Below are 19699 nucleotides of genomic sequence, written 5' to 3' on the forward strand. Positions count from 1 at the left end.
CAAAAAAAAGTCTGCAAAAAAATACCGTTCAGGCCCGACCTGTTAAGTATCAATTCAGTAGCAACTTAACTACGTAAACCGATGCCACGATTAATTAGATACAGCGCATAGCTAAACAGTGCAGCAATAAAGCCCAATACCACCGCCAGAGCTAGCCACAGGTTGACGTCGGTTATACCCAAAAAGCCGTAGCGAAACGCGTTAACCATATACACAACAGGGTTAAGCGCGGCTACATGCTGCCAAAAACCGGGTAATAAGGTTAACGAATAAAATACACCACCTAAATAAGTAAGCGGAGTTAGAACAAAAGTAGGCACAATACTTATATCGTCAAACGACTTCGCATGAACGGCATTAATTAGCCCGCCTAATGAAAACAGCATCGACGTAAGTATTACGGTAATAATGATCACTGCGATGTTATGTATTTGAATGCTGACAAAGAATAACGACAACAAGGTAACAATTAAGCCCACCAAAATACCGCGCGCCATACCGCCACCAACATAACCCAGTACAATAATATAGTTGGGTACGGGTGCGACTAATAACTCTTCAACATTACGTTGAAATTTAGCACTAAAAAACGACGAGGCGACGTTAGCGTAGGAGTTAGTAATGACCGCCATCATAATTAAACCGGGTACAATAAACTCCATATAGCTAAAGCCGCCCATTTCGCCAATGCGCGAACCAATTAAGCTACCAAAAATAACAAAATACAGCGCCATAGTGATTGCTGGCGGTACTAAGGTTTGCAGCCAAATTCGTAAAAAACGGTTAGTTTCTTTGGTTAAGATACTTTTTAACGCTACGCTATAATTTGCCTTACTCATTGCGTGGCTCCTTTACTTCCATCTACCAATGAAACAAATAATTCTTCTAGTCGGTTGGCTTTGTTTCGCATTGACAACACCTTGATATTTTGTGCGCTTAGCTGGGCAAAAATTGGGTTTAAGCCCTGTGCATTTTCAACATCAACTTCTATGCTATGGCTATCTAATTGACGCCAAGTGAAACTCTCTAAGCTAATAGTGGCTGGCTCACCAGCAAAATCGAAAATAAAGGTTTCTTTAGTTAACTTAGATAACAAGGCTTTCATGGTGGTGTTTTCTATAATTTGGCCGTTATCGATAATGGCGATATTACGGCAAAGCATTTCGGCTTCTTCCAAATAGTGCGTAGTAAGTATAATAGTTACGCCTTGCTGATTAATTTTGCGTAAAAACTCCCACATTGAACGGCGCAGCTCGATATCAACACCAGCGGTAGGCTCGTCTAAAATAAGCAGTTTTGGTTCATGCATTAAGGCGCGAGCAATCATTAAGCGGCGTTTCATGCCACCCGATAATTCACGCGAGCGTGCATTACGCTTATCCCACAACCCAAGCTGGCCAAGGTATTTTTCGGCGCGTTCTAACGCTAACTTTCTTGGTACACCGTAATAACCAGCCTGATTAACCACAATTTGTAGCACCGTTTCAAACTGATTAAAGTTAAACTCTTGCGGCACTATACCTAGCTGACTCTTGGCTTGCTCTAATTGGCTATCTAGGTCAAAACCAAATACTTGAATGCTGCCTTGGGTTTTATTAACCAAGGAACTAATAATACCAATGGTGGTACTTTTACCTGCGCCATTGGGCCCAAGCAGGGCAAAAAAATCGCCTTGTTTTACCTGTAAATCAATACCGCTTAATGCGACAGTACCGCTTTTATAAACCTTATGCAGCCCTTTAATATCTAACGCTAAACTCAATTCTGTTCTCCTGTCGCAGCCGACTCGCCGCTATAACCCCAACGGTTTAATAACTGATGCGGTACTTTTAAATGATCTAAAATGCGCGCTACCATAAAGTCGACCAGATCGCTTACCTGCTTTGGTTGATGATAAAACCCCGGCGCCGCAGGCATAATGGTAACGCCCAGCTTGGCTAGCTTAAGCATATTTTCTAAATGAATAGCGCTAAGTGGGCTTTCACGCGGTACTAATATTAGCAGGCCGCCTTCTTTTATAACGACATCAGCCGCGCGCTCAATCAGGTTGTCACTTATGCCAGCCGCAATACTGGCAACCGTGCCAGTAGAACATGGGCAAATAACCATTTGTTTTGGCGCAGCAGAGCCAGACGCTACCGGTGAAAACCAATCTTCTTTGCCGTATACCGTTAATAGCGACGCAGCGCAACCAAAGTGTTGGCGCAGCATATCAGAGCATTTGTCCGGTGAAGCCGGTAGTTTAACGTCGTGTTCGGTAGCAAATACTACGCGCGCCGCACTGGAAATAAGCAAGTGCACCTTAATACCCTGCGCCAGCAGCAACTCTAGTAAACGCCAAGCATAGGGCGCGCCTGAGGCACCACTAAAAGCTAAGGTAATTTCTTTAACCACCGTCATAGCGGCTCCCATTTGTGTTGCAATGCGTTAATGAGTTTGTCGTGAATGCCACCGAAACCGCCGTTGCTCATTATAACAATGCTATCGTTTGGCTGCGCTTGTTCTGTTAACAATTGAACCAAGGCATCAATATCGCGCAGCAGTGTCGCCTTTGGCGCTAACGCTCGAGTAATGGCATCTAATGACCAATTGGCGTTGGCTGGTTCAAATAAAAATACGCTATCAGCCAACGCAAGCGATAATGGCAACGCTGCTTGGTGCACGCCCATACGCATGGTATTTGAACGTGGTTCTAATACGGCTAATACTCGGTTCTGGCCTACTTTATTGCGAATACCTTGTAAGGTAGTGCTAATAGCGGTGGGATGATGGGCAAAATCGTCGTACACCTTAATACCGGCGATATCGGCCTTTAGCTCCATCCGCCGCTTTGGTGTAATAAAGCGGGTCAATGCATCTAAGGCTACTTGCACCGGCACACCAGCATGACGCGCGGCAGCAATAGCCATTACCGCATTATCTACGTTGTGCTGACCGCTTAACTGCCAGTTTAGCTCGCCGAGCTTTTCGTTTTTATAATATAAAGCGAAGTGACTGCCGTCGCTTTGTATTAATTCGGCTTGCCAATCATCACCATAGCTTTGCCGCTCACTCCAACAGCCCATATCTAAGGTCTGCTTTACCGCAAGCGTATCTTCAGGCGATAGCACCAAGCCATTGGCCGGCACCATACGCAACAAATGATGAAACTGCCGTTGAATTGCGGCTAAATCGGGGAAAATATCTGCATGGTCATATTCTAAATTATTAATTACCAACGTTCGTGGTCGGTAATGGACAAACTTAGAACGTTTATCAAAAAATGCGGTGTCGTATTCGTCGGCTTCAATAACAAAAAACGGTGATTCACCTAAACGGGCTGAACAATCAAAGTTTTGTGGAATTCCGCCAATTAAAAACCCCGGTTTTAAACCGGCGTAATCCAAGATCCAAGCCAGTATAGTACTGGTGGTAGTTTTGCCGTGTGTGCCGGACACCGCCAACACCCAGCGATCATGTAGTACTTGCTCGGCTAACCACTGCGGGCCAGAAATGTAACGTAAATTAGTATTAAGTACATATTCAACCGCGGGGTTACCGCGCGATAACGCATTACCAATAATAACCAGATCGGGCGCCGGTTCTAACTGTGCAGGATCCCAACCCTGGGTTAGTGCTATACCCAGCTGTTCAAGCTGAGTACTCATTGGCGGATACACATTGGTATCCGAACCCGTTACCTTATGCCCAAGTGCTTTAGCAATAGCGGCAATACCGCCCATAAAGGTGCCACAAATGCCGAGAATATGAATATGCATAACATTTCCTGAAGATTAATTGCCGCTATTGTAGCAAAAGCAAACTAGTTGGTAGTAATAACTGCAATTTGCGAATAAATTCTTTAAAATACGTCAGTTTTAACTGCTTAAGCAAAATAATTACGGATAAGGAACCCTTACATGCGCCGCATATCGCCAGTATTGCAACAGGACGGAGTCGACAGCAACTTACTTTCATTGATTAAAACCATACTGGCTGCCTGCCGAGAAATTGCCTTTCGCGTAAGCCAAGGAGAACTGGCTGGAGTATTAGGTTCTACCTTGGGTGAGAATATTCAAGGGGAAACCCAGAAAAAACTCGATATTATTGCTAACGAGTTACTAAAAGAAGTCATTCTTGAAACCGGCGTAGTAAAAGCGATCAGTTCTGAAGAAGAAGATACCATTGTTGCCGGTAACCCAAAGGGTAAATACCTAGTCACCTTCGACCCACTAGATGGCTCTTCTAACACCGACATTAATAGCTTAATTGGTACCATCTTTTCTATATTGCCAGCACCCGAAGATAAAGCCGCCGATGACGCCAGCATGTTTTTACAACCGGGCACCGCACAATTAGCCGCGGGCTACGTGCTTTATGGTCCATCTACTATGTTGGCACTTACTACGGGCAAAGGCACACGCTTATACACTTTAGATAAAACCTACGGCGGCTTTTTATTAACGGAAGAGCTGGCGACTATTCCAAAATACACCGCCGAGTTTGCCATTAATATGTCAAACCAGCGTTACTGGCAACCCGCTATGCAAACCTATATTGCCGATTTACTGCAAGGTAAAGAAGGCCCGCGTGGCAAAAACTATAATATGCGCTGGATAGCCGCCATGGTAGGCGACGTGCACCGCGTGTTATGTCGTGGTGGTATTTTTGCTTACCCTCGTGATAACAAAGATGCCAGCAAGCCAGATAAACTACGGCTAATGTATGAAGCTAACCCAATGAGCTTTCTGGTAGAACAAGCCGGTGGTGCTAGTTCAACCGGTTATGAGCGGATCATGGACATAGTGCCGGTTGATATCCATCAGCGCGTATCAGTAATACTCGGCTCAAAACATGAAGTAGAAAGCTGTATTGCTTATCATCAACGATAGCCATTTAAACTACCGGCGCTATAATAAGCGCCAATTTTAACGAACCTAAGGATCAGCCCATGAGCTTAAGCGATGTAGCTGCAGGTAAAAACCTACCTGACGAAATTAACGTAATTATTGAAATTCCGGCCAATGCCGACCCAATTAAATACGAAGTAGACAAAGACACCGGTACAGTGTGGGTTGACCGTTTTATGTCAACACCGATGTTTTATCCATGTAACTACGGTTTTGTAAACCAAACCTTATCATTAGATGGTGATCCAGTAGACGTGTTAGTACCTACACCTTACCCACTAATGCCTGGTGCAGTAATTAAATGTCGCCCAGTGGGTGTATTATTTATGACTGACGAAGCGGGTGAAGATGCTAAAGTTATTGCCGTACCAGTAAGTAAGTTAACGAAACTGTACGACCATATTCAAGATATTAACGACGTACCAGAGCTGCTGAAAAACCAAATTCAGCACTTCTTTGAGCAATATAAAGCGTTAGAACCGGGCAAATGGGTAAAACTCAATGGTTGGGGTGATATTGCCGCCGCAAAAGAAGAAATAGTATCTTCGTTTGCCCGTGCCAAAAAATAATTCTGCTTAGAGACTCACCAGCTTAGTGCCCACTAAGCTGGTTATTATTTAACCTACCAAAGTCAACTACAACAAGCATTTGCATAAATAAGTCTTTATACTGCGCATAAACCAATTCGAATATAATATTGTAGTATTACAGGGGCATGCAGTATGGATATATTAAGACGTCTGTCTATCGCGAAGAAAATCTATCTAATCCCTATCATAGGCACGTTGAGTTTTGTTATTTACCTTGTTTTAGCCAGTATCACCGCACTTAATAACGTGACTACGTTAGAACAAACTCGCGATGTACAATTTCCTGTACTGCAAGCTGCACAAAGCTCATTAGTATTACTAGAGCGGATAAAAGAGTCGCTAGCCAGTGCAGTTACCACCGGTGATGCTGAAGCCTTAACCGGTGCGGCCGGTTTTAGCAATAAACTACATGAATCACTGAATCAAATTTCCCAGCTTAACCGCGCATACACTAGCGATATCAATACGATTAAACAAAGCTATGACGCCTATTACCAGGTGGCACATAAAGTGTCACAAGAAATGATTAATAACACCGCTGATTTTACTACTCTGGCACAGCGGTCAGAGAAAATGAACGCCAATTACGATACCACCACCGGTTTATTAAGCCAGTTTAGTCGTACTCGGTTAACGGAATTTACCACCGCTATCGACGCCGCTAGTGAGCAAGCCGGCACACTCATTACAGTTGGCATAGTCATGGGGCTCATTACCACATTAGTATTATTTGGTACTGCCTTTCCGGTAGCGCAAGGTATTAAAAATAGTTTGGGTAATATGATTAGCTCACTGCAAGATCTGGCTAAAGAAAATGGCGATCTTACCGTGCGTATCAACACCAGTAGCAAAGATGAATTAGGTGATTTAGCACACTGGTTTAATAGCTTTATGCAAAAGTTACAGCATCTGGTGAAAGACATCGTTAACACCGCAGTACCGCTGTCGGCATTAGCCAAAGATTTACGCGTATTAACCGATGACACCAATAAAACCATTGCGCAACAACGCAAAGCGGCAGATCAAGCCAAACACGCTGTTGATGATATGGGCGCAAGCGTAATGGCAGAAGTTAATAGTGCCAACGAAGCAGCAAAAGCGGCCAATCAATCCAGCGACGCTGCCGAGCTAGGCCAAAAAACGGTTACGGCTACCGTAAAAAACATTCAACTATTAGCCGGCAACGTGCAAGAAGCGTCAGATGTCATTGTGCAACTAGAAAAAGATGCGAATCAAGTTGGTACTGTACTTAGTGTCATAAAAGGCATTGCCGAACAAACCAATTTATTGGCATTAAATGCGGCCATTGAAGCCGCGCGCGCTGGCGAGCAAGGCCGAGGTTTCGCGGTAGTGGCTGACGAAGTACGCACTTTGGCGTCACGTACACAAAAGTCGACTGAAGAAATTCAGCGTACTATTGAACAACTGCAATCAGCCGCGCGCTTAGCGGTGCAGAAAATGCAACAAAGCACTAATCAGGCTGGTAATAGCGTTGAGTCTGCGAACGAAGCCGGTAATGCACTGCAATTAATTACGCAAAGCATTACGCAAATTCGTTTAATGAATCAACAAATTGTCGACGCTACTGATGAACAACAAAAAATGACTAATAATATTGTACAGCACGTTGACGATATTTTTACTAATACCGAACACAGCTCAGAAAGTGCAAACTACATTGCCACGGCAAGTAGTGAGTTAGCTTCGTTAGCGCAAAATCTAGAGAGTATTACCCGCTTATTCCGCGTTTAATTAGTCTTATTCAGCCAACAAAAAGCCGGTTTAAAACCGGCTTTTTGTAATTGAACAGCAACACTTTTTAATAGTAGTTTTCTGGTAATGGAATGCGCGCTACACCCGAAGCAACCGCGGCTTCAGCTACGGCTTTGGCAACGCGTGGTAACAACCGTGGGTCCATTGGTTTAGGAATAATGTAGGTTTTGCCAAAACTTAGCGCATCCACCTTAGCTGCTGTTAATACTTCTTGCGGTACAGGTTCTTGCGCAATAGCACGAATTGCATTTACAGCTGCAATCTTCATTTCGTCATTAATCACTTTAGCCCGCACATCTAGCGCACCGCGGAAGATAAACGGGAAACACAGCACATTATTAACCTGATTTGGGTAATCCGAGCGGCCTGTTGCCATAATAATGTCATTACGTGCTGCATGTGCCAGCTCAGGTTTAATTTCTGGATCTGGGTTAGAGCAAGCAAATACTACCGGATTAGCAGCCATTAACTTTAATGTTTCGGCGGGCAAAATATCTGGGCCTGACACACCAACAAAAACATCAGCCCCGGTCATTGCATCTTCTAACGTGCGCTTATCGGTGTTATTAGCAAACAACAACTTATACTGATTTAAATCATTACGTCGAGTATGAATAACACCCTTGGTATCAAGCATATAAATATGTTCGCGTTGTGCGCCACATTTAACTAATAATTCCATACAAGCGATAGCCGCGGCGCCAGCACCTAAGCAAACGATAATGGCATCTTTAATATTCTTACCCTGAATTTGTAATGCGTTTAGCATGCCCGCGGCAGTAACAATGGCGGTGCCGTGTTGATCATCATGAAACACCGGAATATTGCAGCGTTTAATCAGCTCTTTTTCAATTTCAAAACACTCAGGTGCTTTAATATCTTCTAAATTAATACCGCCAAAGGTGTCAGCAATATTGGCTACCGTATTAATAAACTCTTCTGTAGTGCGATGTGTTACTTCAATATCAATGGAGTCGATATTGGCAAAGCGTTTAAATAGTAAGGCTTTACCTTCCATTACCGGTTTAGATGCCATTGGCCCTAAATTACCTAAGCCTAATATTGCCGTACCATTAGTGATAACCGCAACCAAATTACCTTTACCGGTATATTTGTAAACATTATCAATATCGTTAGCAATTTCACGCACAGGTTCAGCCACACCAGGGCTATAGGCTAATGCCAAATCGGTTACTGTTTCAGCAGGCTTACTAATTTCAATACTAATTTTGCCGGGTTTAGGCTCGGCATGATAACGCAAGGCTTGTTCTTTGAAATCTGACATCTATTGGGTTCCGCTGTTTGTTGTAAGGTGTGCCGCATAGTAATAATTAAGGTATTACGCATGAAGGTTGTCTATTCTAAAGACCTGTTACAGCGAAGAGAACCGGAATCGGTCTGATCGTACCAGCGCAAAATACGCTAACAAGCTATAACACTTTAGTAGTGGCCTATTTTGTTATAGCAAGTCAGACCAGTAGCAGCTATTTTTTCGCTAAATAGTGATTATTAATAACCGTAGAAACTAACCTGATTTTTAGGCACAAAAAAAGCACCTTACGGTGCTTTTTTCAGTTTGACGATAACTGAACCGATTAACGGTTGCCCAGTACAGAGAAACGTTTTTTGAAGCGATCTACACGGCCGCCTACGTCTAACACTTTTTGCTTACCGGTATAGAACGGGTGGCAAGCTGAGCAAACGTCTAAGTGAATGTCTTTGCACAGTGCTGATTTTGTTTTGAATGCATTACCGCAAGTACAAGTTGCAGTAATTTCTTTATATTCTGGGTGAATACCTGGCTTCATGGGTTACCTCGTTAGGCCGCATCGCTATCCGGTCAATTCTTGCCAGACACCATACGTAATTACAGTTAATTTAGGGCGCGTAGCTTAATTGATAGCCGATTAAGTTGCAATAGTTGAAATAGCGAAGCGGATAAATTTTCTTTTACTTGGCATTTAACTAGCCTGTCCTTACACTTGGCAGCTGCGTTTAAAAGAGGTATTGCTGTGATTGTAGTACGCGTGGCACTGCCGGTGCCACTGAGGCAACATTTTGACTATCTTATCAATGCCGACCCAAAACCCCAGGTGGGTTGCCGAGTATTAGTCCCTTTTGGCAACCGTAAACTGATCGGCATTATTTGGCAAATTGCGCCAACTGATAGCTTTGATGCCAGTAAACTAAAAGCCGTGCTTAGCTTGCTCGACACCAGCCCAGTACTTCCGCCATTACTTTGCCAATTGCTAAGTTTCGCTGCTGACTATTACCATTATCCATTAGGTGAAGTGCTAATTAGTGCGCTACCCGCGTTGTTACGTGAAGGCCGAAATTTAAATGACTATCAACCCAAAGCCTATCAGTTAACCGATACAGGTAAGCTGCTCAACATCACGGCATTAAAGCGCGCACCGAAACAACACGCGCTATGGCAAGCATTACAGGCGCATCAGCTAACTGAATCGGTATTATTACAGCAGCATAGCCGCAGCACGTTAAAGCAATTACTAGAAAAGCAGTTAGTCGAAGAGTTAATTGTGGCCCCCATCCCCTTTACACCACCAGAGACTGAAGCTACGGGGCTTAAATTAACGCCTTCGCAAGCACTAGCGGTAACTGCCGTTAATCACGCCAGCGGCCGTTTTGAGCGATTACTATTAGAAGGCGTTACTGGCTCGGGTAAAACGGAAGTGTACTTGCAAGCCATTGCCAGCTTATTGCTAAAGCAACAGCAAGTATTAGTCATAGTGCCAGAGATTGGTTTAACGCCACAAACCCTAGCCCGTTTTCAAGCGCGCTTTAACGTGCCAGTACTTTGTTGGCATTCAGCCCTTACCGACAACGAACGCTTACATTGCTGGTTACAAGCCAGCACCGGCGCTGCCGCCATTATTATTGGCACGCGCTCGGCATTATTTTTACCATTTTGGCAGCTTGGTCTGATTATTATCGATGAAGAACATGACCAATCGCTAAAACAACAGGATGGCTTTCGTTATCATGCTCGCGATTTAGCGATTAAGCGCGCGGCACTGCAACATTGTCCTATTTTATTAGGCTCGGCAACACCGAGCTTAGAAAGCCTACACAATGCACTAAGCAAGCGCTTTATTCATCTGCCGCTACCCGACCGCGCCGCTGGCCAGGCCTTACCCAGCTTTGAGCTGGTTGATTTAAAGCAGCAAGTACTACAATTTGGTTTAGCTAGTCAAACCCTAGCGCAAATCAAGCAACAGCTAACTCTCGGCTTACAAGTAATGTTATTTTTAAACCGGCGCGGCTTTGCCCCAGCACTCAGTTGCCAAGAATGCGGCTGGTTAACCGAATGTCAGCGCTGCAGTGCTTTTACTACCTATCATAAACAAAGCCGCCAGCTGGTATGTCACCATTGCGGCGCCAGCAAAGCTATTCCACGCCAGTGTGGCGGTTGTGGCAGCACTCAACTTAAACCGCTGGGCCAAGGCACTGAACAGCTTGAAGAAAATTTACAACTATTGTTTCCCGACATTGCCATCACCCGGCTTGATCGCGACAGCACCAGACGTAAAGGTGCATTACATCAGGCATTAGAAGATATTCACCAAACTGGTGCACGGCTGATTGTTGGTACGCAAATGCTGGCTAAAGGACATCACTTTCCAAATGTGAGTTTAGTGGTCATCGTTGACGTAGATGGTGCATTGTATAGCAGCGATTTTCGCGCACCAGAACAACTGGCGCAACTGCTTACTCAGGTTGCCGGCCGCGCGGGCCGTGGCAGTAGCGGTGGTAAAGTGTTATTGCAAACGCAGTACCCCGAACATGCCCTGCTACAAGATATTATTCAAAACGGTTACGCTTCTTTTGCTCGCAGCGCTTTGGCTGAACGTGAGCAAACTCGGCTACCCCCGTTTCAACACTTAGTGCTATTTAGCGCAGAAGCACATCAATCCATCGATTGCCAACAATGGTTACAACAGGTGACCGACTTTATGCGGCAATATCCGGCACTGCAATTGCTGGGGCCTATTCCTGCGCCACTGGAACGCAGAGCCGGTAAATATCGCTGGCAGCTGCAACTTTATAGCGCAGGTAGAAACACAGTGCATCAAGCGTTAGACCAGCTATTACTGCAAATTGCCAGTTGGCCGCTAAGCCGAAAAGTGAAATGGCAACTCGACGTAGACCCAACTGATCTGACCTGAACCCCAGCGTTGTGTTTCTTTTTTTAGCCAACCTTGTAGAATAGCCGTTTAATTACGCTGTAGCAGTATTACTACCTTATGCCTCAAAAAGACTATATAAAAGCCAGCCGGCCAAAAGCTAAAGCCAAACCGGCAAACAAGCGCCCTGTGCGGCGCAATAGCAAAGCTAAACAGCCAGCACCGGCGAAGCCATGGCTATTATTAGTTGTTACTTTTTTACTGATTGGTGGCTTTATTTATTTTTTATGGTTTTTAAACCAGCAACCCGCTGGCACAACACCATCTGCGGTGATACCAACAAAAACACCGATTAAAGCACCGCCTAAAACGACAAAACCTAAAGATGAGCTACCGGCCAAACCAACAGAAGAGCCGTACCAATATATTAAAGAATTAGAGAACAAAGAAGTAAAGGTTGAAGTTACTGAGCAGCAGGCTGGTGGCCCTTATCAAATGCAGTGCGGCTCATTTAGAGTAGAGCAGCAAGCTGAAACCATGAAAGCGCAAATTGCCTTCGCTGGCTTTGCCTCACAAATTCGCCGCACAGAAGGTGCAAACGGTGTCTGGTATCGAGTTGTACTTGGTCCTTATACATCCAAACGTCAGGCCACCACCGATCGCAATCGCCTACGCCAACAGAGTATTAATACTTGCCAAATCTGGAATTGGTCTTGAAATTTCGTTAACGCAGCCACACTTAAGCCCTAAGTTAATAACGCCATAGGGCTATTTCATGACTACTATTGTTTCTGTGCGCCGCGATGGCCATGTCGCCATTGGCGGTGATGGCCAAGTCTCTCTTGGTAACACTGTAATGAAGGGCAATGCCCGCAAAGTGCGCCGTCTTTACAATAATAAAGTTATTGCCGGCTTTGCTGGCGGCACCGCCGACGCCTTCACCTTATTTGAACGCTTTGAAGCTAAATTAGAACTGCATCAGGGCCATTTAATGCGCGCGGCCGTTGAACTCGCTAAAGACTGGCGCACCGACCGTATGTTGCGCAAGCTAGAAGCTTTACTCGCCGTAGCCGATGCTAACACCTCGCTAATTATTACCGGTAATGGTGACGTAGTGCAGCCAGAGCAAGATTTAATTGCCATTGGCAGTGGCGGCCCCTACGCTCAAGCCGCAGCCACCGCCTTACTAAACAACACTTCGCTGAGCGCGCGCGACATCGTCGAAAAAAGTCTGACTATTGCTGGTGATATCTGTGTTTACACTAATCACCATCAGACCATTGAAGAATTATAAGCAGGAAACGTATGTCTGACATGACCCCAAGAGAAATTGTACACGAACTAGATCGGCATATTATTGGCCAAAATAAAGCCAAACGCGCGGTCGCTATTGCGCTGCGTAACCGCTGGCGCCGGATGCAACTTGACCCCGCACTGCGTCAGGAAGTTACGCCCAAAAACATTTTAATGATTGGCCCCACTGGCGTGGGTAAAACAGAAATTGCTCGGCGCTTAGCTAAGCTAGCCAACGCGCCCTTTATCAAGGTAGAAGCCACTAAATTTACCGAAGTAGGCTATGTTGGCAAAGAGGTTGAAAGCATTATTCGCGACCTAACCGACAGCGCGGTAAAAATGTTTCGTGAACAAGCCATCGCAAAAAATCGTTTTCGCGCCGAAGAAGCCGCAGAAGAGCGTATTTTAGATGTATTACTGCCTCCCGCGCGTGAAAATTGGGGGCAGACTGACAATAAACCGACTACAGATAACAGCACGCGGCAAACCTTTCGTAAAAAGCTGCGTGAAGGTCAATTAGACGATAAAGAAATTGAACTTGATTTAGCGCAGCCGAACATTGGTGTCGAAATTATGGCACCGCCAGGCATGGAGGAAATGACATCGCAGTTACAAAGCATGTTTCAAAACCTGGGGAGTGAAAAAACTAAAAAGCGCAAACTAAAAATTAAAGATGCCCTGAAGCAATTAGTAGAAGAAGAAGCGGCTAAACTGGTTAACCCAGAAGAGCTTAAAGCCCAAGCCCTTGAAGCCGTTGAGCAAACCGGTATAGTATTTCTTGATGAAATAGACAAGATTTGTAAGCGTGGCGAAACCAGCGGCCCCGATGTATCGCGTGAAGGCGTACAGCGTGATTTACTACCCTTGATAGAGGGCTGCACCGTAAATACTAAGCACGGCATGGTAAAAACTGATCATATTTTATTTATTGCCTCTGGCGCATTTCAAATGAGTAAACCGTCAGATTTAGTGCCCGAGCTGCAAGGTCGTTTGCCAATACGTGTAGAGTTAGAAGCGTTAAGTGCCGCTGATTTTGAACGTATTTTAACCGAACCTAAGGCTTCACTTACCGAGCAATCTATCGCCATGTTAGCCACTGAAGGCGTTAACTTAAGCTTTAGTGAAAGTGGCGTTAAAAGTTTAGCTGCTGCTGCTTGGCAGGTTAACGAAAGTACGGAAAACATTGGTGCCCGCCGCTTATATACCGTAATGGAACGCTTGCTAGAAGAAATATCCTTTGACGCAGCCGACCATGCCGGTGAGCACATTGAAGTTGATGCCGCCTATGTAGAGCAGCATTTAGGTGCGTTGGTTAAAGACGATGATTTAAGCCGGTTTATTTTATAATGACGACTCACAGCACTGACAACCCAGCTAACAGTATTAACGTTAGTAAATTGCATTATCACCAGCAACGTCGTGAACTAGATGTTAGCTTTAATGATGGCAGCCATAGCTGTTTCAGTGCTGAGTTTTTACGCGTGTTTTCGCCATCGGCCGAGGTACGTGGCCATGGTAAACCTAAGCTGGTCACCAATAAAAGGCAGGTGGCCATTAGTAAGCTAATACCTGTGGGCCATTACGCTATAAAGCTTATATTTGACGATAGCCACGACAGCGGCATTTACAGCTGGCAATATTTAAAACAACTCGCCGAGCAACAACCAGCGCTTTGGCAGCAGTATTTACAACAACTTAATGCAGCTAATGCCAACCGTGATGGTTTAATTGCCGTTCGTATTCGCACGTAACACCCTACAGCTGATAATAGCGGCCTTACCATGACCCCGGTTTACTGCAGTACGCAATAGCTTCAGCTTCAGGTAGCGGCTTAGCAAAGTAATAACCTTGCACACTGTCACAAGACATATTATGCAGCAATTGCAGCTGCATTGCCGTTTCTACCCCTTCGGCTAAAATACGTTTACCTAAACCATGGGCCAATTTAATCATGGTTTTTACAATCATCATATCGGAATCATTGCTCGCCATATCCATAACAAAACTACGGTCAATTTTAATTTTTTCAATCGGCATACGCCGCAAATACGCTAACGACGAATAGCCGGTACCAAAATCATCTATCGAGACCCGAATACCCATTTGCTGCAATTCAAGTACATGATTAAAGCCTTTTTCAATATCATTCATTGCCGTGTTTTCGGTGATCTCAAGCTCTAGTAGCTCTGGCGACACTTGGTATTGCTGCAGTAATTGTTTAATTTTACTTTTCAAACCATCTTGCTGAAAATGTAACGGCGACATATTCACTGCCAATGGCACCTTTAAGTGCTGTTTTTGCCACGCGCTAATGGTTTTTACCGCTTGATGCAATACCCAAAAATCGAGTTGTTGGCTCAAACCTAGTTGCTCAACAAAGGGTAAAAACTGCGCAGGCATTAAAAAGCCTTTTTCAGGATGCTGCCAACGTATCAGCACTTCAAACGCATCCAACGAGTTATTGCGCAAATTAATTTGCGGTTGAAAATACAACACAAACTCATCATTACGCATCGCAGCAAGCAGTTCACTTTCCCAGCTAATAAGCCGTGCTGATTCGTCTTCCATACCAGCCTGATAAGCCAAAGTGCGGTTTTGCAAACGTTTAGCCTGATGATATGCAATATTGGCTTTTTGCAACAGGGTTTCTGCAGTATTACCGTCGTGTGGGCTGCAAGCTATACCAATAGTGCAACTTAAATGCAGTGAGCCACCGGCTAACTCAAAGTTCTTTTCTACCAACTGCTGTATATGCCGTAGTGCAAAGTGTAATTGGGTTACATTATTTATATCTGTTAACGCCAAGGCAAAAATATCGCCACCGGTTCTGGCTACCAATGTCGGCTTTAAAATACTAGCTTCAAAGCGTTGGCTTAACTGGCGCAGTAAACTGTCACCTTGTTTTAAACCCACCGACTCATTAATGGTTTTAAACTTATCTAGTCCTAGCATTAAGAGATAAATTGGCGTCACGGTTTGCTGTAGTTTTTCTTGCAGTTGCACTAGCAACGCATCGCGATTAAGTGCGCCGGTTAACTGATCATAACGGTTTAAATAGCGGGTTTTTTCGGTTAATTGCCGATTAGCATTATGCTCGTTTTCATGTAACCAAATAAGCAACGCCAACCCTAAGCAACAGAGCAAAAATAGCTCAGCACACTTATAAGCAAGTATTAGTTGAATAGACGCCAGTTCCAACGTGGTAGTTAGCAGCCAAACAGTGCTAGTGACATACAACACACCCCACACTAACAGCGTGAATACCGCCAAGCGCTGGCCAAAGCCGCGCTCCATTCGGTGCAATAAGCTTACTGCTGCACTTAACAGAATCACACCCATAATCAACAGGCGAATATAATACTGAAAATACTGCTGCCAAGCATCAAGGCTTTCGTTCCAGCCAAACGGCAACACGCTTAGTACACCAAGACCACAAAGCAAAATAAATAATTTGTTAGCAGATAACCGGCTAAGTATATGCGCATCACCAACCCGCGTTTGCACCATACCTCGCAGTAAAAAGATGGCAAAGCTATAGCTACTGACAATAATCACAAATTGAAAAAAAGCGGATGTTTGAGGGTACGGCACGAAATAGGCTTGCAACAGTATCGTTATCTGGTAAAGCGCAAATGCTGATAACGCATAAAACCAAGATCGAATATAACTTTGCAGATATAGGTTACTTAGGCTCCACATTAAATAGCTAAGCAACAGCGCAATACCGGCTTGGGTAGCATACACTGCAAGTCTGGCAAATATTTCTGGCGCCACGGAATTTACCGGTTAAGTTAACTAAACATACCTTAGCAAATATAATGGCATTGCTACAACCAGCAGCTAATGTTAAATCGCTGAAAAGGCAATAATAATAGTTTGAGCTTACCTAACTCAGGGCTATACTGTACTGCCTTATTTCTCTTTACTGCTGGAGGTTGTTATGGAATACAACACGTCTGAATTATGTGATCTTTATGCCGATCAAGTCGATGTGGTTGAACCATTGTTTGCGAGCTATGGCGGCAGACGCTCTTTTGGTGGCCAAATCCATACAGTAAAGTGTTTTGAAGATAATGGTTTAGTACGGCAAATGTTAAGTGAGCCTGGTGTTGGTAAAGTATTACTGATAGATGCCGGTGGCTCTGCACGCCGTGCCATTATCGACGCTGAACTAGCCTCATTTGCAGCAAGCAATGGTTGGGAAGGTATTGTCTGTTATGGCAGCGTACGTGATCTCGACTTATTAGAAGATTTTGATATTGGCATTCAAGCAGTAAATGCTATTCCGGTAGGTGCTGATGATAAAGGTTTTGGTGAAACTGAAGTGCCAGTTAACTTTGCCGGAGTAACCTTTTTACCTGGTGATCACCTGTATGCTGACAGCACGGGTATTATTATGTCACCAGATGCGTTGGATATAGAATAAGCAAAGCTAGGCCATGTTAAATCTGTTTACCCCGTCACAATTATCGCAGTATGTTACGCCGCGCGTTGGTGAAACGCGCGTAGGCCAAAGTATTCAATATGCCGATCTTAAGCAGGACTTAACCCAACAACTGGCACAAGCTAAAAGTGCCGGTTGCCGTTTTGTGTTGTTAGGCGTGCCCGAAGACATAGGCCCCAGAGCAAACTTAGGTTTTGCTGGTGCCGATAAGGGCTGGCAGGCTTTCCTGAGTAAGTTTTTAAATTTTCAAACTAACGCGTTTATTCCTTCTAAACACATTTTACTGCTGGGCAACATTCAATGTGACGACCTGCAGCAAAAAGCATTAACACTGGATGTCACTCAGGCCGACCAGTTACAACAACTGCGGCAGTTAGTTAGCATTTTAGATAACCGGGTACAACACGTTAGCCAGCAAATATTTACCGCGGGGCTTTATCCTATTGTTATTGGCGGTGGCCATAACAACAGTTATCCATTGCTTAAAGCCTTAACCAGTCAAAGCGGGCAAAAAGCCAATAGTGCGAATTTAGACCCGCATTCAGACTTTAGGCCTCTAGAAGGTCGCCATAGCGGCAACGGCTTTAGTTATGCGTTTAATGACGGTTATTTACAGCACTATTTTGTCTTAGGTTTGCATGAGTTGAAAAATTCGGCAGCTACCTTAGCTCAGCTACAACAAGCTGGTGCAGAATACAGTAGTTATCAGCGTATTTTTGTCCGTCAAGAATTAAGCTACCAACAGGCATTAGAGCTGTGCATTAAAAAAGTTACGCTAGGCAACGGTGATATTGGTATCGAGCTAGATACCGACAGCATAAGCTTAATGCCGGTTAGCGCTTTTACTAATTGTGGTATTAGTGTGCAAGCAGCAGAGCAGTTTGTTTATCAATTAGGCAAACTATCTCGTAGCCGTTACTTACATTTAGCTGAGGCAGCACCAAGCCAACACCCTGCTGGCCTGGCAGCCGGCAATAATGAAGCAGGGCAAGTATTAGCAGCGTTAGTTGTCGCGTTTATTCAAGCTAAACAAGTTATTGCGTTATAACATGGTTCTTTTGCCACTGCTTTAACCACACCACAAAGCCGCTTAATTCAAACGGCCGAGAGTATAAAAAACCTTGGCCTCGGTTACAGCCAATACGCAGCAGTTTTTGCTCTACGTCTATTTCTTCAACGCCTTTTGCGATAACGCCAATATCGAGGTTACGCGCCATATCAATAAGCGCACTGGTAATTGCTGATTGCGTATCAGACTTGTGTAAATCATTAATAAATGAGCAATCTACCTTTACTTGCTGTACCGGCAATTTGCGTAAATAGGCTAAAGACGATAAGCCAGTACCAAAATCATCTAGTGCCAAACCCACACCCAATTGATGAAGACGCCGCATCATACTCAGTGACGTCTCAGGCTCTGCGGCGAACGCACCTTCGGTTATTTCTAAAACCAATAACTTTGGTTTCACGTTATGCTGGGCAAATAACAGCTCAAGGCTATCTACTAATTCATCATTCAATAAATCCTGGCTAGAAATATTTACCGCTATTTTGCTAACTAAGCCAGCTTTGTCTAAGGTTGCAATCATCGCAATGGCTTCGTTTAATACCCACTGTGTTAATGGATAAATTACGCCGGCTTCTTCGGCCAACGCTAAAAAACTACTCGGAGCCATTAAACCGCGAATAGGATGGCGCCACCGCACATAAACTTCAGCAGCTAATACCTCTTTAGTGCGCATATCAACCTGAGGTTGTACATATAAGCTTAATTGCTGATCGGTAATAGCTTGGCGTAACTGCGCCATTAACGTCAGTTTATCTTTAGAATAATTAAGCATTTGCGCGCTAAAAACCTGACTATGGCCGGGCAACATTGTGTGGTTTTGTAATGCCAAGTAAGCCCGATCTAGTAGCTCGCTAAACTCAGTGCTGTGCTCAGGATAATGAGCAATACCCGAGTGCAGCTTGTAATCGACGATACAGCCGTGAACTATCATTGCTTCAGGAATGTTTTTCTCTAAATTGTCGGCGACAAATTCCGCTAAATTTTGATGGTTACTGCGGCTTATCCATACAGCAAAATCGACACCACCAAGATGACACAACCGCACAGGAACTTGCTGACGAAACTCAAAGCTTAGCGCATCGTCTACCGTTTTAAGTTGGTCATTAATACGCTGGGCAATTTGCGCCAAAATAAGGTTGCTATTAGCGTGGCCAAGCAGCTGATTAATTTTCTCAAACTGATATATTTTAATTAATAACAGGGAAAATTGTTGCTCAGGCTTACGTTGCAACAACTCATCTAACTGTTGCTGTAAAAAAAACTTATTGGGAAAACCACTAATATCATCATGTAAGGCATAAAAACCTAAACTACTTTGCTGTGCAGTGTGGTTAAACTTTTTTTGCTTATGTAAATCGAACTGTAATTTAATAAGATAAATAAAGCTTAAAAGCAACAAGCCGCTAAGCAAGCTAATAACAGGTAGCAGCGAGCCTTCGGTTTGCGCCGCTAAAGGGGTGCTAAATAGTGCTATACCATACAGACGAAACGACACT

The 19699-nt window shown here is 44.3% G+C and carries 18 protein-coding genes; 10 read left to right on the forward strand and 8 right to left on the reverse strand.

What is annotated here, in order from left to right; genetic code table 11:
• Window positions 1-65: 65 nt before the first annotated feature.
• The 4 genes from E0Z06_RS11545 to mpl are packed head-to-tail and all read right to left on the reverse strand — an operon-like array spanning window position 66 to window position 3758.
• Window positions 66-839 (reverse strand): ABC transporter permease, encoded by a 774-nt coding sequence (locus E0Z06_RS11545; RefSeq protein WP_132584822.1) that lies wholly within the window; start codon window positions 837-839, stop codon window positions 66-68.
• Window positions 836-1762: an ABC transporter ATP-binding protein gene (locus E0Z06_RS11550; RefSeq protein WP_132584824.1), complete on the reverse strand. Its 927-nt coding sequence runs from the start codon at window positions 1760-1762 to the stop codon at window positions 836-838. The genes E0Z06_RS11545 and E0Z06_RS11550 overlap by 4 nt, the downstream gene beginning before the upstream one ends.
• Window positions 1759-2400, reverse strand: coding sequence for a flavin prenyltransferase UbiX (locus E0Z06_RS11555; protein ID WP_132584826.1), 642 nt, complete (start codon window positions 2398-2400; stop codon window positions 1759-1761). The genes E0Z06_RS11550 and E0Z06_RS11555 overlap by 4 nt, the downstream gene beginning before the upstream one ends.
• Window positions 2397-3758, reverse strand: a complete 1362-nt coding sequence (gene mpl, locus E0Z06_RS11560; protein ID WP_132584828.1) for a UDP-N-acetylmuramate:L-alanyl-gamma-D-glutamyl-meso-diaminopimelate ligase — start codon at window positions 3756-3758, stop codon at window positions 2397-2399. Before mpl ends, E0Z06_RS11555 begins: the two co-directional genes overlap by 4 nt.
• Window positions 3759-3899: 141 nt before the next feature.
• On the opposite strand from mpl, the gene E0Z06_RS11565 reads away from it, so the two are divergent.
• The 3 genes from E0Z06_RS11565 (at window position 3900) to E0Z06_RS11575 (ending at window position 7231) form a co-directional block, all read left to right on the forward strand.
• The gene (locus tag E0Z06_RS11565) at window positions 3900-4871 is read left to right on the forward strand and encodes a class 1 fructose-bisphosphatase (protein WP_132584830.1); all 972 of its coding nucleotides are present in this window, start codon (window positions 3900-3902) and stop codon (window positions 4869-4871) included.
• 59 nt (window positions 4872-4930) lie between these two features.
• Complete coding sequence (gene ppa / locus E0Z06_RS11570; RefSeq protein WP_132584832.1) at window positions 4931-5458, forward strand: inorganic diphosphatase; 528 nt, start codon at window positions 4931-4933, stop codon at window positions 5456-5458.
• Between the two features lie 153 nt (window positions 5459-5611).
• Window positions 5612-7231: a methyl-accepting chemotaxis protein gene (locus E0Z06_RS11575; protein ID WP_132584834.1), complete on the forward strand. Its 1620-nt coding sequence runs from the start codon at window positions 5612-5614 to the stop codon at window positions 7229-7231.
• A 67-nt stretch (window positions 7232-7298) separates the two neighbouring features.
• Here the strand turns inward: E0Z06_RS11575 and E0Z06_RS11580 are convergent, their stop codons facing one another.
• Window positions 7299-8537, reverse strand: coding sequence for a malic enzyme-like NAD(P)-binding protein (locus tag E0Z06_RS11580; RefSeq protein WP_132584836.1), 1239 nt, complete (start codon window positions 8535-8537; stop codon window positions 7299-7301).
• A 310-nt stretch (window positions 8538-8847) separates the two neighbouring features.
• Complete coding sequence (gene rpmE, locus E0Z06_RS11585) at window positions 8848-9060, reverse strand: 50S ribosomal protein L31 (protein WP_027670299.1); 213 nt, start codon at window positions 9058-9060, stop codon at window positions 8848-8850.
• 204 nt (window positions 9061-9264) lie between these two features.
• On the opposite strand from rpmE, the gene priA reads away from it, so the two are divergent.
• The 5 genes from priA to E0Z06_RS11610 all read left to right on the forward strand — a co-directional run bounded on the left by priA (window position 9265) and on the right by E0Z06_RS11610 (window position 14441).
• Window positions 9265-11439 (forward strand): primosomal protein N', encoded by a 2175-nt coding sequence (priA, locus tag E0Z06_RS11590; protein ID WP_243695503.1) that lies wholly within the window; start codon window positions 9265-9267, stop codon window positions 11437-11439.
• A 78-nt stretch (window positions 11440-11517) separates the two neighbouring features.
• On the forward strand, window positions 11518-12114 hold the full coding sequence (locus E0Z06_RS11595) for an SPOR domain-containing protein (protein WP_132584838.1): 597 nt from the start codon (window positions 11518-11520) through the stop codon (window positions 12112-12114).
• Between the two features lie 58 nt (window positions 12115-12172).
• Window positions 12173-12691, forward strand: coding sequence for an ATP-dependent protease subunit HslV (gene hslV / locus E0Z06_RS11600; RefSeq protein WP_132584840.1), 519 nt, complete (start codon window positions 12173-12175; stop codon window positions 12689-12691).
• An 11-nt stretch (window positions 12692-12702) separates the two neighbouring features.
• Complete coding sequence (gene hslU / locus E0Z06_RS11605) at window positions 12703-14037, forward strand: HslU--HslV peptidase ATPase subunit (RefSeq protein ID WP_132584842.1); 1335 nt, start codon at window positions 12703-12705, stop codon at window positions 14035-14037.
• Window positions 14037-14441 (forward strand): DUF971 domain-containing protein, encoded by a 405-nt coding sequence (locus tag E0Z06_RS11610; RefSeq protein ID WP_132584844.1) that lies wholly within the window; start codon window positions 14037-14039, stop codon window positions 14439-14441. The genes hslU and E0Z06_RS11610 overlap by 1 nt, the downstream gene beginning before the upstream one ends.
• Window positions 14442-14466: 25 nt before the next feature.
• On the opposite strand, the gene E0Z06_RS11615 is transcribed toward E0Z06_RS11610, so the two are convergent.
• Window positions 14467-16464, reverse strand: a complete 1998-nt coding sequence (locus E0Z06_RS11615) for a bifunctional diguanylate cyclase/phosphodiesterase (protein ID WP_132584846.1) — start codon at window positions 16462-16464, stop codon at window positions 14467-14469.
• Window positions 16465-16630: 166 nt separating this feature from the next.
• Between E0Z06_RS11615 and rraA the strand changes: the two genes are divergently transcribed.
• Window positions 16631-17116 carry a ribonuclease E activity regulator RraA gene (gene rraA, locus E0Z06_RS11620; RefSeq protein WP_132584848.1) on the forward strand — a complete coding sequence of 162 codons (486 nt, stop codon included), beginning with the start codon at window positions 16631-16633 and terminating at the stop codon, window positions 17114-17116.
• A 13-nt stretch (window positions 17117-17129) separates the two neighbouring features.
• The gene (locus E0Z06_RS11625) at window positions 17130-18182 is read left to right on the forward strand and encodes a formimidoylglutamase (protein WP_132584850.1); all 1053 of its coding nucleotides are present in this window, start codon (window positions 17130-17132) and stop codon (window positions 18180-18182) included.
• Here E0Z06_RS11625 and E0Z06_RS11630 read toward each other — a convergent pair.
• Complete coding sequence (locus tag E0Z06_RS11630) at window positions 18169-19698, reverse strand: GGDEF domain-containing phosphodiesterase (RefSeq protein ID WP_132584852.1); 1530 nt, start codon at window positions 19696-19698, stop codon at window positions 18169-18171. The two genes, E0Z06_RS11625 and E0Z06_RS11630, sit on opposite strands and share 14 nt — an antisense overlap.
• Window position 19699: the final 1 nt, after the last annotated feature.

The sequence above is a fragment of the Rheinheimera sp. D18 genome (genome assembly GCF_004345025.1).
GTDB classification, from domain to species: Bacteria; Pseudomonadota; Gammaproteobacteria; order Enterobacterales; family Alteromonadaceae; genus Alishewanella; species Alishewanella metallidurans.

Excerpts from the sequence above, each read along its gene's own strand:
- E0Z06_RS11595 (WP_132584838.1), top strand. The coding sequence starts at position 11,518 with ATGCCTCAAAAAGACTATATAAAAGCCAGCCGGCCAAAAGCTAAAGCC.
- mpl (WP_132584828.1), bottom strand. The coding sequence starts at position 3,758 with ATGCATATTCATATTCTCGGCATTTGTGGCACCTTTATGGGCGGTATT.
- rraA (WP_132584848.1), top strand. The coding sequence starts at position 16,631 with ATGGAATACAACACGTCTGAATTATGTGATCTTTATGCCGATCAAGTC.
- hslV (WP_132584840.1), top strand. The coding sequence starts at position 12,173 with ATGACTACTATTGTTTCTGTGCGCCGCGATGGCCATGTCGCCATTGGC.
- E0Z06_RS11555 (WP_132584826.1), bottom strand. The coding sequence starts at position 2,400 with ATGACGGTGGTTAAAGAAATTACCTTAGCTTTTAGTGGTGCCTCAGGC.
- rpmE (WP_027670299.1), bottom strand. The coding sequence starts at position 9,060 with ATGAAGCCAGGTATTCACCCAGAATATAAAGAAATTACTGCAACTTGT.
- ppa (WP_132584832.1), top strand. The coding sequence starts at position 4,931 with ATGAGCTTAAGCGATGTAGCTGCAGGTAAAAACCTACCTGACGAAATT.
- hslU (WP_132584842.1), top strand. The coding sequence starts at position 12,703 with ATGTCTGACATGACCCCAAGAGAAATTGTACACGAACTAGATCGGCAT.
- E0Z06_RS11565 (WP_132584830.1), top strand. The coding sequence starts at position 3,900 with ATGCGCCGCATATCGCCAGTATTGCAACAGGACGGAGTCGACAGCAAC.
- E0Z06_RS11575 (WP_132584834.1), top strand. The coding sequence starts at position 5,612 with ATGGATATATTAAGACGTCTGTCTATCGCGAAGAAAATCTATCTAATC.
- E0Z06_RS11610 (WP_132584844.1), top strand. The coding sequence starts at position 14,037 with ATGACGACTCACAGCACTGACAACCCAGCTAACAGTATTAACGTTAGT.
- E0Z06_RS11625 (WP_132584850.1), top strand. The coding sequence starts at position 17,130 with ATGTTAAATCTGTTTACCCCGTCACAATTATCGCAGTATGTTACGCCG.
- E0Z06_RS11580 (WP_132584836.1), bottom strand. The coding sequence starts at position 8,537 with ATGTCAGATTTCAAAGAACAAGCCTTGCGTTATCATGCCGAGCCTAAA.
- E0Z06_RS11545 (WP_132584822.1), bottom strand. The coding sequence starts at position 839 with ATGAGTAAGGCAAATTATAGCGTAGCGTTAAAAAGTATCTTAACCAAA.